The sequence below is a fragment of the Caballeronia zhejiangensis genome, from assembly GCF_000698575.1.
In the GTDB taxonomy this organism is placed as follows: domain Bacteria; phylum Pseudomonadota; class Gammaproteobacteria; order Burkholderiales; family Burkholderiaceae; genus Caballeronia; species Caballeronia zhejiangensis.
In genome coordinates this window covers 23,539-39,993 of the sequence record NZ_JFHD01000041.1, presented here as the reverse complement: position 1 = coordinate 39,993, position 16,455 = coordinate 23,539, and the positions used below count along the sequence as shown (strand labels likewise).

Below are 16,455 nucleotides of genomic sequence, written 5' to 3'. Positions count from 1 at the left end.
GATTCCCTTGCCCTTAGAAGGTACGCGCCTTCGGCGGCACCGATTCAACCGTCAGCGGCTTCATTTGCACCGGCTTGTATTCGAGGCGGTTGCGTTCGCTGAACCACAGCGTGTGGCGCATCCAGTTCTCGTCATCGCGATGCTCGTAGTCGCTCTGCGCATGCGCGCCGCGGCTTTCCTTGCGCGCCTCTGCCGAAACCATCGTCGCGCGCGCGACTTCGATCAGGTTCGCCAGTTCGAGCGCTTCCACCTTCGCGGTGTTGAACACCTTCGACTTGTCCTTCAGATGCACGTGCTTCGCGCGCTCTGCCAGTTCCGCGATCTGCCCGACGCCTTCTTCCAGCAGCGCCGAGGTACGGAACACGCCAGCATGCTTCTGCATGGTTCCACGGATGTCGTTCGCGATGTTCTGCGTGTACTCGCCCGACGTGGACTTTTCCAGCACTGCGAGACGTTCCATGGCGAAGTCGGCGGCATCGGCCGGCAGCGGCTTGTGCTCTTTCAGTTCCTTCGCATGCTTGATGATGTGGTTGCCGGCCGCACGGCCGAACACCACGAGGTCGAGCAGCGAGTTCGTGCCGAGACGGTTCGCACCGTGCACCGACACGCACGAGCATTCGCCCACGGCATAGAAACCGTTGATGGGATCGTTGTAGCCCTTCGCCGTGCCGACCACCTGGCCGTGCATGTTCGTCGGGATTCCGCCCATCTGATAGTGGATGGTCGGCACCACCGGAATCGGCTCTTTGATGCAGTCCACGTTGGCGAATTTCAGCGCGATTTCGCGGATCGACGGCAGACGCTTCATAATCGTCTCGGCGCCGATGTGCGACAGGTCCAGCAGCACGTGATCCTTGTTCGGACCCACGCCGCGGCCTTCCTTGATTTCCTGGTCCATTGAACGCGAAACGAAGTCGCGCGGCGCCAGATCCTTCAGCGTCGGCGCATAGCGCTCCATGAAGCGGTCGCCGTTCGAATTACGCAGAATGCCGCCTTCGCCGCGCACGCCTTCGGTGATCAGCACGCCCGCGCCGGCTACGCCGGTCGGGTGGAACTGCCAGAACTCCATGTCCTGCAGCGCGATGCCCGAGCGTGCCGCCATGCCCAGACCGTCGCCCGTGTTGATGAACGCATTCGTCGATGCCGCGAAGATCCGGCCCGCGCCGCCCGTGGCGAACAGCGTGGTCTTGCCTTCGAGGATATAGACCTCGCCGGTTTCCATTTCGAGCGCGGTGACGCCGAGCACATCGCCTTCGGCGTCGCGGATCAAATCCAGCGCCATCCATTCGACGAAGAAGTGCGTCTTCGCTGCGACGTTCTGCTGATACAGCGTGTGCAGGAGCGCGTGGCCGGTACGGTCGGCGGCGGCGCAGGCGCGCTGAACCGGCTTCTCGCCGTAGTTGGCCGTGTGGCCGCCGAACGGGCGCTGATAAATGGTGCCATCCGCATTACGGTCGAACGGCATGCCCATGTGTTCCAGCTCATACACCGCGTTCGGTGCTTCGCGGCACATGAACTCGATGGCGTCCTGGTCGCCGAGCCAGTCGGAACCCTTGATGGTGTCGTAGAAGTGGTAATGCCAGTTGTCTTCGCTCATATTGCCGAGCGATGCGCCGATGCCGCCTTGCGCCGCGACCGTGTGCGAACGGGTCGGGAACACCTTCGACAGCACCGCGACGGACAAACCCGCACGCGCGAGCTGGAGCGATGCGCGCATGCCCGATCCGCCCGCGCCGACGATGACCACGTCGAAACGGCGACGCGGCAGGGAAGTCTTGATTGCAGCCATGTTCTTTAAACTCTCCAGAGAATCTGTGCAGCGTAGCCGGCGCATCCGACGAGCCAGAGGATGGTCAACACCTGAAGCAGCAGGCGAATGCCCGTCGGCTTCACGTAATCCATCCAGATATCGCGAATGCCGACCCACGCGTGATAGGAGAGCGAGAGCAGGGCGACGAAGGTGGCGAGCTTCATCCACTGGGTTGCGAAAATGCCCGCCCAGCCTTCATAGGAGAAGTTGTGCGCGGCAAAGAACCAGAAGAGGAGAACGAGCGTGTACACGGCCATGACGACGGCGGTGACGCGCTGGCCGAGCCAGTCTTTCAGACCGTAGTGCGCGCCGACGACATGACGCTTTGGGCCGACTTTATCGTGGGTTGCCATATTTTTAGAACACTCCGAAAAGCTTGAGGGCCATCGCGAGCGTCAGCAGCAGCGACACGACCAGCACGATGAGAGCGGTCTGCTTGCCGCCTTCCTTGTTCACTGCGACGTGCGTATCGAGCAAGAGGAAACGGATGCCCGCGCAGAAGTGATGCAGATACGCCCACGACAGCACGAGCGTGATGATCTTGACGATGGGGTTGGCCAGGAAGCCTTTGAATGCGTCGAAACTAATTTCCGACGTGAGACTCTGTTCGAGCAGATACAGAATGAACGGCAGCGAGACGAACAGCAGCAAACCGCTGACGCGATGCAGGATGGAGACCTTCCCTGCTAGCGGCAAGCGATAGTGCATTAACTGACCGATCTGAATATTTCGAAATGCCCGCTTCCTCTCCGTCACTGGGCTCTGCATTCGATTCTCCTTTCGTTAGCGTCGTTCATAGCCACATCGATCATACGAGTGGAGCAAGAAGTCTTACCTGACAAATTAGTAATTCTTATCAAGAAAAGTCTGGGTGGCATCGACGATCGTATCCGCTTCGTCAGTGCACATGGTTCATATTGCAAATGATCTGCTGCACGGCCTTGGCCGTGTATACTACGAAGAGTGAAAAATCAAAGGGCTGGTCTGATTCGAGTACAGCAATGACTTATTCAATCAGACGATCAGGAAGAGAGGAAGGCACTGACCAGCGATCGATTGATAGGCATCCGCAGCACGCGATATTCGCATTGTTTATCAGTGGCTGATGCGCATAGTTCTCGTCGAACATTGGGGGCATGACGGGCGAAACAGTCTGCATACCTTTGTCTCATTGTATTTTTCTCTAGGAGCGTTGCCGGTAGCCCGCACATAGCATCCATGCGCTATCTGTTATTTTGTCCAACCCTTGCGTCAGGCACCACATAATTCTGAAGTCGCAATGCAAAAATTCGCGATTCTGTCACATTGAATATAAGCGAGTTCGGAGAGCAAAGATAGACATGTGCGTTCGGAAAAACAGAACGTTAGGTTCGTGATACGAGAAACCAATGCTCATCGGGCCGGCCGAGCCAAATCTATCGTGAGACATCTCGGCCAACGGCGTCATGTGTTTTCCGTCAGAAATCGCTGAATAGGGCATGCATGCGTGGTGTCCGGAAATTATGTCGGTGAACCAAGAAATCGCGGCGTGTCCCTAGACAGTTACGAGACGATCTCAATACAATTTGTGTGCACCTTGTCCAACCTCCCGTTAGATTCGTATCCGTCGCGACGCAGTGACTCAGAGCGCTGATGGACACATCGCGCTCAACGCCTTGAATTTGCACAGGCAGCGTAGGGTCCACCGGCCATCGTATTGCACTACATCAGTCACGCGACGCGTTCAGTAAAACAGAAAAGTCTTTGATGGCGCAAAGAGTTAAGAGGATCAACTGTTCCCTAGGCGTTTGTGATAATCAACCTAAAGGTTCTGCTTGAGCATGAGTCAACTCTGGCGATTTGTCCCGCTACTACACGCTATTTTTTTTGTGATATTCGCCGTAGCAATGCGACTATTTTTCGCTGCAAAACGAGGTGGACGCATTCTGTCCTTCGCGCGAAGCCAATCACCCGAGGGCTATGTCGCAAGATGCTTTTATCTGTGGTTGCCACTTGTCGATGCGGCGTATTTAGTTCTGCACGTGCTTGCAAATGACGCATACGGAAGTTTTGAATTTAACAGCGGAGTTATATCGGTCCTGAGAAAAGTGGGCGCCGTTGCCCTTGTCATTTCGCTTTGTTGGGTGTTGAGCGCGCAGTCAGCAATGGGAGATTCGTGGCGAATGGGTATTGACGATACTCCTCAAAGAGAATTAATTTCTCACGGCTTATTTAGGTTCTCGAGAAATCCGGTTTATCTCGGCATACGGTTTTCTCTGGTCGCTCAGGTACTTGTAATTCAGACTTGGCCAGTTGCTCTTATTGCGGTTTGCTGTGACTTACTTGCCCAAATTCAAGTCCGGTTCGAAGAAGACTACTTGAAGAGGCGTTTTTCAAAAGCATTTGCCGATTATAGCTCTCGCGTGCGTCGTTGGCTTTAGACGTTGAAATGTTTCGGTGGGAGCCAGTACCTGTGGGACGACGTCGCGGCGTCGTACAGGCGTTTCCCGATAGCGCCAAGTATTTGCGACGATCTCTGTATGTCAGAAGTCGTTGATTCGCTTCAAATCGTGATGCGACGGCGTACACCACGCAGGTTTCGATAAACAGCGCTTGCCGTCATCAGCTGCAACACGATTCGTCAGAAAAACGGCTATTGGAATATTCGAATCTGACGGAAATGCCATGTAGAAAACAACTTGAATTTGATTCAATTCAATTATGCAGAAACTACATTTGGCATCAAAACCCTTACTGCCTCTTACATAAAGCCTATAAGATCAAAACTCCTGTATCACTCCGTGGGAGTACACGATAGATTCACACCAAAAAATGCAATAGAATGAGTGAATTATACTTTCGCTTTCATCTGTTCGACGATAAGTCCAACTTCCGACTGGCACAGCCTTTGGCTTGCCGAAAGAAACAAGAACCCTTAACTTGGTCTGGCAGTAGCGATTGGTGTTCGATTGGTGTTAAGTCTTCGGGGAGAAAACTTCGGCATAGTGAGCGGTCGTACTTAGTCTCTTATTCTTGTGGAAAGGTTAAAATACTTTTAGCAACGTTAATTGTCCCATTGATACTGTATCAACACCGCAAAAGGCTCTTTCATCGCTGTTAGACAGCATAAAAGTAAATTCCGATGTTTCGTCTAACGTTAGGAATTGAGAACATGAAACTGCAAACAAGCGGAGCATGGCAACATACCTTATTGCAATCAGTGGAAAGACACTGGACAAGAACCGCTATCTTGAGGCGTGTGGTCGCAGAGGCCTATTAAGCCCGTCAAAGTTTCAAGATTGCCGCCCCGTAGTGACGATTCTTGATGCTCCTTCGCAAAAAACTTTGACTGTGTCTTGGCGTGACGCTTGCAGCGGAAACTTCGGCTATCAGACGTGGCGTCTCAAGATTGCACGCGCATCCGGAAGATGCGTGCTAACGGGGCAGTTGATAATGGCTGGAGAATTAACCTATGCGCCAAAATGTGGAAAGACGCCGCCGGCTAACGCTAGAGCCATGCTTTTAGCAAAACACGTTCATGAGTTTATGCACTAGGGCCGTGATTTATGTAGCAACCGGCATTTCAAATCAGTGGCGCTCATACTCGACTTTTTAATTAACATTACACGGTAGAACTTGGGATGCCAAGCGAGCGATTTGATTTTCTCGGAGCAGACGGGCAAAAATTGGCTGGACGCCTAGACTCGCCCACCGATGAGCCTCGCGCATATGCACTCTTTGCACATTGCTTCACGTGCGGAAAGGACGTATTCGCTGCGAGTCGAATAGCGCAAGCCTTAACTGATCATAGTATCGCAGTTTTACGCTTTGACTTCACGGGAGTCGGGGCGAGTGAGGGAGAGTTTGCCAATACGAATTTCTCGTCAAATTGCAACGACCTCGTGTCAGCGGCAGGCCGCCTTGAGGACGTGGGGCGCGCGCCATCAATCCTCATTGGTCACAGTCTTGGAGGCGCTGCAGTTCTCGCTTCTGCTGGCTATATCGGAGTTGTCAGAGCTGTTGTGACGATAGCTGCGCCCAGCGATCCGTCGCATGTGATCGGGCTGTTTAAGTCGGACGTGCCGCGCATTGAGGCTGAAGGCGAAGCCGACGTCCAAATTGCAGGTCGTTCGTTTCGCATTGGAAAGCAGTTTCTGCAAGACGCTGCTGAGCACAATCTGTCGAAGAAAGTCGCGGGACTGAAGCGGCCCCTACTTGTCATGCATTCACCGCAGGACACGACAGTAGAGATTCGGAACGCTGCAACTATCTTTTCTGCAGCGAAACATCCGAAGAGCTTTGTGTCATTAGATGGATCGGATCATCTTCTGAGCAAACGACGTGATGCCGTTTATGCGGCAAGCATCATTTCATCATGGAGCGCGCGATACATAGAGTAAGTTCAATTACCAACCCTAAAAATTTAGATAAACGATTTATTCCTTACTAGAAGCTACCATCCGCGTCGATGAAAGAACACGAAGCTTAGGCTCATCGGTGTTGAGTGGGCGTTTACTGCTAGTGCTGACGCCAAAGCTCGTCCGACCACGATACTGTAGAGAAAAAGATGTCTCTTTCCTCTATTGTGCGGTCCATCGCCCTTGCGCGTGAGTTTTTTAGCGCGACTTTGGAAACAGAGGCACGGGTGTGGGTCCACATACTTAAGACCGTCGGTGCGGCATTGATTGCAATGGGCCTTTCGATGCGCTTAGAGCTCTCGTCACCTCGGACAGCCATGGTCACGGTTTTCATTGTGATGCAGCCCCAAACCGGAATGGTAATTGCCAAGAGCTTCTATCGCTTCATTGGGACGATCGTAGGGGCGACGGTTACTGTCGGATTGACGGCACTTTTTGGCCAATTTTTCGAGCTATTTCTCCTGTCCATCACACTGTGGATCTGTCTCTGCACCATCGGAGCGTCACTGAATCGAAGTTTTCGCGCCTATGGCTTCGTGTTGTCGGGTTATACGACTGCGCTCATTGGCATACCAGCGCTAGCAAACCCTGACGGGGTGTTCATTTCGGCGATGACGCGCCTTTCCGAACTATCGATGGGAATCTTCTGTGCTGCAACAGTTAGCGCCTTGATTTTCCCTCAGCATGTCGCTGACACGCTGAGAGAAGTTGTACGCACCCGCTTTATACGTTTCTCGAAGCTTGTCGGTGACGCGGTAGGCGCTCAGGCAGTGCACGGTGCGCCAACAGAACTTCACGCGTTGTTTTCAGCGGATGTTGTTGGGCTCGAAGCGCTGAGTAGTGTCGCGGTGTTCGAGGATTTTGAGACAAAGTGGCGTGCGCGCCGGCTGTCGCAACTGAACACGGAATTCATGAATGTCACAACTCGAGTGCGCGCTCTACATCAGTGGCTGCTCAGATTGCGAGCGACCGAAGAGGGTGCCGTGGTGGATCTCATTGAGAACTGCCTTCAAGAGATTCCGTCGCTACTGGTGACAGCAGAAGGTCAGCCCGTACGCAACGCCGCAGAAGCCAAAGATGCTGCAGAGCAGTTGCTTGCGTTCAATGCGGCATTGCCCAGCCGGTTGGCCAACACTCGGTCAGCTATTGAAGAGTCGTCACTGACGATGCTCCCTGACTTCGATACTTCGGCTGAGTTGCTAGAGAGGCTCGTCGACGAGATGCACCGATACACCGAGGCCTACGCTTCACTAGCGGAAGACGCGTACGATGGGCCCGCTGCAACTGCACGGTTCGCGACCAAAACCAACCTATTGGCCGCGAGTGCGTCGGGGCTTCGGGCTGCCGCTGCACTATGTCTGAGTGCGATGATTTGGTACGTGACGGCCTGGCCTTCAGGCGCTGGAGCAGTAGTTAACACGGCAGTAAATAGTGCGCTCACTGGAACGATGCCCAATCCTGCCGTGGCCTCTAGACAGATGTTATGGGGGACCGTTACAGCATGCGTATTGGCGCCTGCTGTTCTATTTTTTGTGTATCCGCTTATAGACGGTTACGCTCTGCTTTGCGCGGTTCTAATCCCTCCTTTGGCTCTTGGTGTGTATATCAGCACACGTCCCGGGGGAATGGGCTTTGGATTGGGGTACTGCATTTCTTTCTGTTTGCTCGCTGGCCCCGACAATCCAATGGTCTACGACGTCGAACGCACTTTGAACGACGCTCTAGGGCTTGTGATATCAATGGTGATAGTGCTTCTTGCGAGCACGATTATTTTTCCTTCTGCTAGGCCGTGGTTGCGGAACATGCTTCTGCGCGATCTTCTTAGGCAAGCATCGCTTGCGTGTTCTACAAAGCTGTCACTTGCCCGCCTATATCTCGAAAGCCACACGAGAGATCTCGGCCATCAACTAAACGTAGCTTCCGCAGGAGAGTTGAAAGCTCAAGCATCGGCTGCAGCTTGGATGTTCACAATATTGGACTTTGGGCACTCGATCGTCGAGTTGCGTGTCGAGTTGCAGAAGTTATCGGATCTGCGAGACGATACGCGTGTCTCGGTACAGCGTCTACTGGACTGTATTTTCTCGATGTTCGAGACACCATCGGCCGATCAAGTAATTGTTGTTCGGCGCGGGTCACGTGACGCCATCCTCGCCCTTCGTGCGGAATTTGACGCGCGAGCGGACTGCATACAAGTTCGCGAACTGAGAAGACTGTCGGCGTACCTGCATTTTATCGACTTCAAGCTTGGTCAGCTACCAAGCACAAGCGTGGTTGATCGCAAAGAATGGCTAAGGCGATTCCTTGCGTGGGACGCTGACGGTGTTGCAAGTTGATGGCGGTTGTGACGTGTTGGAGCGGATTGTGAATACAGGACTGGTTGTTGGTTTCTCTGTCATTGCCATAGAAGTGCTGATATGGCGTATGCGTGTGCCTCAACGTGACTTGGCTCGGCTTGTTGTCAGAGTGGTTCTGTTCATGACGCTGAGTTGGGGGATTCTTTCATCCGGATTGAATCCATTCACACAAGCGCCGTTCCTGGAAACGCCGGACCTCCACTGGTTGTGGCAATTTCTTGAAGTCGCGTGGTGGTTCCTCGGTGCGCGATTGCTCACTTTGTTCGTCGACTCCCTGCTGCTGCCTGGTGCTTGGAGAAAGCAACGACTGTTCTCCGACATCTTTGGTGCAGTAGTATTTCTTGCGGCGACGGTTGCAGCTCTCGGATTTGTATTGGAACTCCCGGTTCGTGGACTTGTAGCTACATCGGGCGCGCTCGCGATTGTGCTTGGCCTCGCTATTCAGAGCACGCTGAGCGATGTGTTTGCTGGCATTGTTCTGAACGTGACTGAGCCATATTCAGTCGGTGACTGGATTGCATTCGACGACGTCGAGGGCAAAGTTATCGAAATGAATTGGCGTGCGACCCATTTACTGACAGGTCAAGGCAATTCTGTCATCGTACCGAACGCAGTTGCATCAAAATCTAAGATTGTGAATAACAGTCGACCGTCTCTAGTTCACGGCATTTCCATCGTCCTTGAGATCGATCCTGAAGCTAGGCCCAAAGCGGTGCTGGACGCAATGAATCTTGCGCTGACGGGCTGCAGCGAAATTCTGTCGGCACCCACACCATATTCGAGAGTGAAAAGTGCAACCCTAAATTCAATACACTACGAGCTCGTAGGGTATGTCGATGATTTGGGGAGGAAAATGCGCGTATCAAACGAACTATTCGACTTGTGCTACCGCCATTTGGCTTCATCCGGGGTGCGCTTGCGCGCACTCGGCGTACCGGCACCTAGTGCAACTACACGGGATGAACGCGAGTCGTTGTTGAAGCAAGTTCCGTTGTTCAGCAGCCTTTCTGGCGATGAAATATCACGGTTAGCTCAGCGGCTTTCGCGACACGAATATCAATCGGGCCATCGAATATTCGCACCGGGGACGATTCCAGAGAGTCTGTCCATTATCTACTCTGGTGTGCTGTCTGTGAAGTTTGATAGTGGAACTGGGGAACGCGAAATAAATAGAGTAGGGCCAGGTGAGGCGTTTGGTGAGTCTGGGCTGCTCGCCGGGCTGCCGATGAACGTGACTATCACAACGCTCACCCCTTGTGTTCTTTTTCAGCTCAGTAAAGAGGATATGACGTCGTTCTTAAAAGAGTTTCCCGACGTCGCGACGCAAATGTGTTTGCTATTGGCCTTCCGTCAAGACAAGCTTGGGAAGCTCGCGATGCCAACGTCGGCTGCGCGGGAAGAGGGGCACTCACTTTTCCACTGGCTCGTCGAAAAAGTGCGGCATTTGCACTCACTACATGATGGTGGTTGAGTCGGGATGACGGCATAATGTTGAAATCGCAAGATCTACTTAAGAGATACGATGGACACGCTTCAGAACATGCGAATTTTCGCCCGCGTCGTCGAGGCCGGAGGATTTACTGCAGCCGCGCAGCTGCTAAAGACGACGACGGGGAACGCATCGCGGGCCGTTTCGGATCTTGAAGCGCATTTGCAGACAAGGTTGCTTCACAGAACGACTCGGCGCATCGCGCTAACTGACGCCGGCCAACGATATTTGCAACGCGTCCAAGAGATTCTTTCTAGTATCGAGCAAGCCGAAGCGGAGGCGGGAAATTCGACCGCTCGGGCGATGGGGAAGCTAAGAGTGCACTCGATGACAAGTTTCGGGCAGCATCATATCGTCCCGATGATCTCGCAGTATCAAGAGCAGCAACCCGGCGTTCAGTTCGAATTGACGCTCGCGCAACGGATACCCGACTTGCTTGAGGAAGGTTATGACATGTCGGTCATCCTTGCGTCCAACCTGCCTGACTCCGCGCTGGTGTCGGCAAAACTCGGTTCGATTTTCAGCATTGCCTGCGCATCACCGGCCTACATCGAACGATTCGGAGCTCCAAAAGTACTTGCGGACCTGCTGCATCACAAGTGTTTGTACTTGATGAACCCCAAATTCACTTCTGACTCGTGGGTATTCGAAGGGCCGCGAGGACAGGAAAGCGTGGCTATCGGTCCTTCAAGTTTAACGGTCAATAACGCGGGAGCAATCGAGAACGCGATTCGACAAGGTATGGGAGTGGGCGTGCTTCCAACGTATTCAGCATTGGCGGGATTGCGTACCGGGGCGCTGGTCCGCGTTCTGACGGAGTACACGACGCTCGAAATGAATGTCTACGCTCTTTACCCCTCCCGTCAATATCTAGATGCGAAAGTTCGTACTTGGTTGGATTTCCTAAGAGGGGTGCTACCTGAGACGCTCAAAGCGGACGTCGAGTTGCTTAACGAAAGTGAACGCGCGTCGCAGCTTATTGATCGCGCAACATCGGTTTGAGAGGAATCTTGCGCTAAAGCGTAAAGCTAATAGCGCAAGTGGTCTAGGCTACTTCAAGGTCGTGATGGAAACTGAGAACGCGCTTTGAGATTTCTGAAGGAACGTCGTAGGTAGCGAAATGTCCCGCTTCCAATACGTTGATGATCGCCTTAGGCTGCTCCCGCTGCATCGCCCAGGCGCCTTTCACTGAAAATAGGGGGTCATGCTGCCCCCACAGAACGAGTAGTGGTGGACGCTTGGTTCGCAGGTACGACTGCCATTCCGGATAGCGCTTAAGATTGTTTTGGTAGTCGAAGCTCAGATTCAATTGGATTCGATCAATCCCGGGCCTTCGCAGCGAGAGTATTTCGTCCATCCAAAGATCGGGATTGTAACGCTCGAGATGCGGCCGATCTCCGACGTGACGCGCAATGCCGGCAGGCACAGAGAACATACCTTCACGGATCGCGGCTTCATGAGCATCGCGATTCGTCCAGTATGCCTTTCTTGCGTCCCACAGCCCTGTCAAACCTTCCTCGTGAATGACTGCATTCTGTACGACGAGGGAATGGATGCGCTCGGGACGAGCGGTTGCCATTCCGAAGCCGACAGGGCCACCATAGTCCTGCATGTACAGAGAATAGCGCTCTAGCTTTAAGAGGTCTGAAAAATCCAGTATTGTCTGTGACAAATTCTCGAACGTATATGCATACGCTGATGGATCTGGCGCATCGGACCAACCAAATCCGGGGTAGTCAGGCGCTATGACTCGGAACCACGCAGAGAGCTTTGACATGATTGATTCGAACATCCGCGATGATGACGAGTAGCCATGTAAGAGCAGCAATACCGGTCCGTTTTCCGGCCCTGCTTCGCGGTAAAATATTTTCACGCCCTTGACGTCTACTGTTCGATACGAGACGAAGTCTTTTGCGTCGGGTTGGCTCGGACGGAAACTTTCCCGTTCCGCCGGAGCCGCTATCGCGCCCCCAGCAAGAGGAAGCGCCGCGATAGCGCGCAGCACGTCTCGGCGCATATTCAAAGATTCGTTCCCGCGCTTTGATGCTTGCGAAGTTAGGCTGCTTTCGTTTTTGCGTTTTTGCATAAACAATTTTCTGAAAAGCGCAGCACGCCAATCGGACAATCACGTCTATTCGCTGCGCCTCGCTCGTACGGGTGAGATTACTCTGACTCGGACAGGGTAAAGAAACACGCGCTCAACAGACCGATGATATTAATGGAGGCAGCATCGAAATTCTGGTTTTGTCATCGTTCCGCGTGATATGTGTCGCAAATGCTTGATTGACAAGGGGTCGTGTGTACTATGGAGGCGAACGAAACGAGGAATTTCGATGCGCCAACCGTAGATACACTTTGGTAACGCTCATTGCTGAGGCGGGAAATTTCTCGCGATATCTGCCATGGACGATGCGCAGTTACCGTCAAGGCGATTGCCTGCGAACGCGCTGGCGACAAAGCGCGTCGAATCGACAAGCGAGCCATTGACGGTCTCGGAATGGTTGAGAGCAGGGTACAAATGCCATTCGATCCGATCTCCAGCTTTGCAGGCATTGGCCACCAGCGCGACCTGGCTTGGAACGAACACGTCGCGGTCCTTGCCGCCTGTACCAATGAAAATGGGAATGTCCGAGTTTAAGGTCGGGTAGGCTGCCATCCGTTCGATGTTGTTAAACACCGCTGACGGGGAGCGCACAAAACTATCGTTATACGTAAGTTTCTTCTCCACGATGTCGCGTTCGATTTCGTGGAGACAGGCACGCTGGCTCAAATGAAACGTCTCTATCGCCCGACTGCTCAGATAGTCGGCCGGAGTGAACGATGAGTCCAGGCGCTCAGCTGTGGTGAGGCGAAGTACGTTGTAAGCAAATGTCGGAACAACCGACCGATGTGCCTCCACATGCTCTGCTGCTGCTAAATCCTGGCCGGTCGAGTACGGGGTTCCCGTTGCGACCACGCCGACGATATCGAGATCGGGCGCGTAAGATTTCGCGTAGACGGCTGTTGCGAACGCGGCACGACCGCCCTGAGATTGGCCAAAAACGACAACACGCTTCGAAAGTGGGAAGCTCCCGTTTTGCACTGCGCGGATGCTATCAAGTACGTCGTATGCAAGCGGGCGGGTCAGTCCGTAGGGGTGAATTCCCGGCGTGCCAAGCCCTTGATAGTCGGTGGCGACAATTGCGTAGCCCCGCGCCAGCCAGTAGTTCAGGTAATGGATATCGCGGTCGCTGCGACCTGTGAACGACGGCGCGCAAATGTCCGCGCTTCCAACAGTGCCATGGGCCCAGGCCATTAGCGGCCAGCCTCCGCGTGGCGGCGTTCCCTTTGGCAAAAACAGGGCGCCGGACACGACAACGGGGGTATGATTATCGATGCCATCTGTTGAAACGTATAGGATCCGAATGTTCTCCTGAGCGGACGCCAATTCCTGTTGTCCCGTCAACGGCTCTGTGCGCAGAAGCTGACCTGGCTTGGACGGTATTGCTTTCTTCCAGTTGTAAAAAGCTGGCACGCCCCCGTCGCCGGGTGCCGACAATGAGTCGGCCGACGCGATGGACAGACCCGCTGAGGCAAGCGTCAACAATACGGCGGCCAAGTGCTTTGGAATGTTGACCATATTCATTTCCTTTTCTCTCTATAGCGGTGGCGTGAACGCCTGATCTCGCGACAACGGTGTTAGTAACAGTGCGCAATCTCGAATGATCCTGCAGGAAGCCCGTTGCTCTGCTCAGGCCCTGCGTTCAGCGCAGCGATTTGTTCCCAGTTTCCTTGAGCAACGAGACCGCGAGCAGTGACACTGCCACGCATGCTGTTGCATACCAGGCCGGTGCGACAGGATCGCCACTGATTCGGACGAGCCATACGCTAACGAACTGCGCGGTGCCACCGAAGACGCAAACGCTGACGGCGTAGGCAATCGAAATTCCGGTTGCCCGCACGGCTCGGGGCAACGATTCACACATCAAGGTGAACGAGGTTGCCGAACCGAATGCGTAGAAGAAAGTCAGGCAAGCAGTGATTGGGAGAATCACGCTCACGGAGGGTGTGCGATTGATAAACAGAAATGCGGGAAGCAGCCCCACGAGAAGTGCACCGCGCCCGATGAAGATTAGCGTCTTGCGGCTCCTCAAACGATCGGACGTTGCGCCCGCCAAAGGACCCGCAAACATCGTAACCATGCCCGTTGACACCCCGACCAACATGGACGTCGCCATTGGCAGACCGAATGTCTTGATTGCATAGATCGGCATGAAATTGAGAAGGTACACCGTGACGGTTCCGCCCATACCCGTCAGAGTGATCAATATCTGTGTGCGAAGGTGGGTGGTGAAAAGCTCCCTCAGGATGCCTGTGGCTGAGCCTTCGGTGGCGGAGGCTACCCAGTCTTCGTGGAGATTTCGTCGCAGGTAGATGCCCACGGGCGCTATGAGAACGCCAAATATAAACGGCAGGCGCCAGCCCCAAGCGTCCAAGGCCTCTCTCGAGAGTGTCGCCGAAAGTAGCGCTGCCAGGCCTGCACCCAAGATCGTGCCAGTGCCTTGCGTCGCAAGCTGCCAACTCACGCGAAGGCCACGGGCTTTCTGGTCACCGGCCTCAAGCAAGGTGGATGTAGCCGTTCCAAATTCGCCGCCCTGCGAGAATCCCTGTAAGAGACGTGCAAGCACGATGAGAATCGGCGCTGCGACACCGATTTGGTCGTAGGTCGGCGTGATGGCGATGAGACCGGTGCCGAATGCCATTAGCAAGATTGTGAGGCTGAGAGCGGCCTTTCGACCTCGCCGGTCGGCATAGAGACCGAGGAGCAGGCTGCCTAGCGGACGAGTAATGAACCCCGCCGCGAAGGTTGCAACTGAGGACATCAAAGACACCGTCGGGTCTTGAGAGGGGAAATACAATTTCCCAATAATGACGGCAAAGTAGGTGTAGACCGTGAAGTCGTAGAACTCGAGACAGTTGCCGATGACGGTTCCGGCAATCATCATCTTTCTCGAACCGCTGCGCACAGTAACCGTAGCTGCAGCATCCGTGTTGTTCGTGGTAGGCATCAATTGTCGATCCTTGACATCTGTTAGGTAGGGTCGTTCGTCGTCAGTGGGCGAGGTATCGCTCGACGAGCCGAGCCCAGAAGGCAGCACCGATCGGTAAATTTTCGTCGTTGAAGTCGTAGAGCGGATTGTGTACGGAGCAACCCCGTTTTCCGGTACCGTTGCCTAATCTAAGGTAGGTTCCGGGGCGCTGTTGCAGCATGAACGAGAAATCCTCGCTCGCCATCACGAGGTCCGCATGAGTATTAACGTGTTCGTCGCCAACGAGCTCCCTCGCGACTGCAATGGCGAAATCCGTTTCTTCAATGGTGTTCACGACTACGTCTGGCCCATGCACATAGTCGACCGATGCCTTCGCGCCAAAGCTTTCGGCTTGCGATTGAATGAGTTCTCGGATCCGTCTCTCCATGACTGAGCGAATCTCGTCATTGAACGAGCGCACGCTTAACTGCATCTTGGCAAAAGAAGGTATGACGTTGTGGGTCTCGCCAACTTGCAAAGCGCCGACCGTTACGACCGCAGGTTGGGACGGGTCGACGTTTCGAGACACAATTGTTTGCAGCGCCATGGTGATGCTGGCCGCAACCACGACGGGGTCGACGCACAAGTGCGGGCGCGCTGCATGGCCACCGACGCCATCGATATGGACGTAAACCTTATCGCTGGCGGCCATGAACGGGCCCCTGCGAAACAAGAACGTACCGATTTCCACACCGGGATGGTTGTGCATCCCGAAGACTGCGTCGCACGGGAAGCGCTCGAATAGGCCGTCAGCAATCATGCTTCGCGCGCCTCCTGCTTTTCCCAGTTCCTCCGCGGGCTGGAAGTACAAATGCGCCGTGCCGTTGAATCGGCGAGTAGCCGCCAGATGGCGAGCGGCGCCGAGCAACATGGTTGTGTGTCCGTCATGGCCGCAGGCGTGCATTTTTCCCGGTTCGACGCTGGCGTACGGTAGACCAGTTTTTTCCAAGATGGGCAGAGCGTCCATATCAGCCCGAATTCCAATCTTCCGATGACTGTTCCCTATCTTGAGCGTCCCAACGACCCCTGTTTTTCCAACACCTCTGGTCACGTCCCACCCCCACTGCTTGAGCTTGCTAGCAACCAGATCTGACGTCTGCAATTCTTGGAACCCGAGTTCAGGGTGCTGATGAAGATGTTGGCGGATGTGAGACAGCTCGCCAGAGTGAGGCGCGAGCTCGTCTATAGAGGTAAATCCAAGGTGCGACATACGATCAGTCCTTTTTCGAGGAGAGCCTTGACGGCAGTCCCCCTTAGATAGGTGGTGTATCAAGAAGCGTTTGGGCCTTCAACATTTGAGTGTTCGCGGCAACACGAGCAGATCCAATTTGTGATT

Annotated in this window: 13 protein-coding genes; 6 read left to right on the top strand and 7 right to left on the bottom strand. The window is 54.1% G+C overall.

Going from position 1 to position 16,455, the window contains the following annotated elements:
• Positions 1-13: 13 nt before the first annotated feature.
• Genes sdhA through sdhC form a run of 3 tightly spaced genes read right to left on the bottom strand, consistent with a single transcriptional unit; the run spans position 14 to position 2,578 of the window.
• Positions 14-1,789: a succinate dehydrogenase flavoprotein subunit gene (gene sdhA, locus BG60_RS30920; RefSeq protein WP_033536301.1), complete on the bottom strand. Its 1,776-nt coding sequence runs from the start codon at positions 1,787-1,789 to the stop codon at positions 14-16.
• A 5-nt stretch (positions 1,790-1,794) separates the two neighbouring features.
• Positions 1,795-2,163 (bottom strand): succinate dehydrogenase, hydrophobic membrane anchor protein, encoded by a 369-nt coding sequence (gene sdhD / locus BG60_RS30915; RefSeq protein WP_033536300.1) that lies wholly within the window; start codon positions 2,161-2,163, stop codon positions 1,795-1,797.
• 4 nt (positions 2,164-2,167) lie between these two features.
• On the bottom strand, positions 2,168-2,578 hold the full coding sequence (sdhC, locus tag BG60_RS30910; protein WP_033536299.1) for a succinate dehydrogenase, cytochrome b556 subunit: 411 nt from the start codon (positions 2,576-2,578) through the stop codon (positions 2,168-2,170).
• Positions 2,579-3,630: 1,052 nt separating this feature from the next.
• Here sdhC and BG60_RS37405 point away from each other — a divergent pair.
• The 6 genes from BG60_RS37405 to BG60_RS30895 all read left to right on the top strand — a co-directional run bounded on the left by BG60_RS37405 (position 3,631) and on the right by BG60_RS30895 (position 11,052).
• Complete coding sequence (locus BG60_RS37405; protein ID WP_075583593.1) at positions 3,631-4,230, top strand: methyltransferase family protein; 600 nt, start codon at positions 3,631-3,633, stop codon at positions 4,228-4,230.
• 754 nt (positions 4,231-4,984) lie between these two features.
• Complete coding sequence (locus tag BG60_RS40230) at positions 4,985-5,344, top strand: DUF3331 domain-containing protein (RefSeq protein ID WP_080443022.1); 360 nt, start codon at positions 4,985-4,987, stop codon at positions 5,342-5,344.
• 86 nt (positions 5,345-5,430) lie between these two features.
• Complete coding sequence (locus BG60_RS37395) at positions 5,431-6,189, top strand: alpha/beta hydrolase family protein (RefSeq protein WP_075583591.1); 759 nt, start codon at positions 5,431-5,433, stop codon at positions 6,187-6,189.
• A gap of 167 nt (positions 6,190-6,356) precedes the next feature.
• Positions 6,357-8,540, top strand: coding sequence for an FUSC family protein (locus BG60_RS30905; RefSeq protein WP_075583590.1), 2,184 nt, complete (start codon positions 6,357-6,359; stop codon positions 8,538-8,540).
• Positions 8,509-10,032 (top strand): mechanosensitive ion channel family protein, encoded by a 1,524-nt coding sequence (locus BG60_RS30900; protein WP_235590050.1) that lies wholly within the window; start codon positions 8,509-8,511, stop codon positions 10,030-10,032. The genes BG60_RS30905 and BG60_RS30900 overlap by 32 nt, the downstream gene beginning before the upstream one ends.
• Before the next feature lie 51 nt (positions 10,033-10,083).
• Complete coding sequence (locus BG60_RS30895; protein ID WP_033536363.1) at positions 10,084-11,052, top strand: LysR family transcriptional regulator; 969 nt, start codon at positions 10,084-10,086, stop codon at positions 11,050-11,052.
• A gap of 43 nt (positions 11,053-11,095) precedes the next feature.
• On the opposite strand, the gene BG60_RS30890 is transcribed toward BG60_RS30895, so the two are convergent.
• The 4 genes from BG60_RS30890 to BG60_RS30875 form a co-directional block, all read right to left on the bottom strand.
• Positions 11,096-12,175, bottom strand: a complete 1,080-nt coding sequence (locus BG60_RS30890) for an alpha/beta fold hydrolase (RefSeq protein WP_241484913.1) — start codon at positions 12,173-12,175, stop codon at positions 11,096-11,098.
• Between the two features lie 240 nt (positions 12,176-12,415).
• On the bottom strand, positions 12,416-13,669 hold the full coding sequence (locus BG60_RS30885) for an alpha/beta hydrolase (RefSeq protein WP_033536368.1): 1,254 nt from the start codon (positions 13,667-13,669) through the stop codon (positions 12,416-12,418).
• Positions 13,670-13,793: 124 nt separating this feature from the next.
• A complete protein-coding gene (locus BG60_RS30880) occupies positions 13,794-15,098 on the bottom strand; it encodes an MFS transporter (RefSeq protein WP_033536361.1) in 1,305 nt (434 codons plus the stop codon).
• 43 nt (positions 15,099-15,141) lie between these two features.
• Positions 15,142-16,329, bottom strand: a complete 1,188-nt coding sequence (locus BG60_RS30875; RefSeq protein ID WP_033536360.1) for a M20 aminoacylase family protein — start codon at positions 16,327-16,329, stop codon at positions 15,142-15,144.
• Between the last annotated feature and the right edge of the window lie 126 nt (positions 16,330-16,455).

Bases quoted from the DNA above. Each gene is read 5' to 3' on its own strand.
- BG60_RS30885 (WP_033536368.1), bottom strand. From the start codon at position 13,669: ATGGTCAACATTCCAAAGCACTTGGCCGCCGTATTGTTGACGCTTGCC.
- BG60_RS30905 (WP_075583590.1), top strand. From the start codon at position 6,357: ATGTCTCTTTCCTCTATTGTGCGGTCCATCGCCCTTGCGCGTGAGTTT.
- BG60_RS30895 (WP_033536363.1), top strand. From the start codon at position 10,084: ATGGACACGCTTCAGAACATGCGAATTTTCGCCCGCGTCGTCGAGGCC.
- BG60_RS37405 (WP_075583593.1), top strand. From the start codon at position 3,631: ATGAGTCAACTCTGGCGATTTGTCCCGCTACTACACGCTATTTTTTTT.
- sdhD (WP_033536300.1), bottom strand. From the start codon at position 2,163: ATGGCAACCCACGATAAAGTCGGCCCAAAGCGTCATGTCGTCGGCGCG.
- sdhC (WP_033536299.1), bottom strand. From the start codon at position 2,578: ATGCAGAGCCCAGTGACGGAGAGGAAGCGGGCATTTCGAAATATTCAG.
- sdhA (WP_033536301.1), bottom strand. From the start codon at position 1,789: ATGGCTGCAATCAAGACTTCCCTGCCGCGTCGCCGTTTCGACGTGGTC.
- BG60_RS37395 (WP_075583591.1), top strand. From the start codon at position 5,431: ATGCCAAGCGAGCGATTTGATTTTCTCGGAGCAGACGGGCAAAAATTG.
- BG60_RS40230 (WP_080443022.1), top strand. From the start codon at position 4,985: ATGGCAACATACCTTATTGCAATCAGTGGAAAGACACTGGACAAGAAC.
- BG60_RS30880 (WP_033536361.1), bottom strand. From the start codon at position 15,098: ATGCCTACCACGAACAACACGGATGCTGCAGCTACGGTTACTGTGCGC.
- BG60_RS30875 (WP_033536360.1), bottom strand. From the start codon at position 16,329: ATGTCGCACCTTGGATTTACCTCTATAGACGAGCTCGCGCCTCACTCT.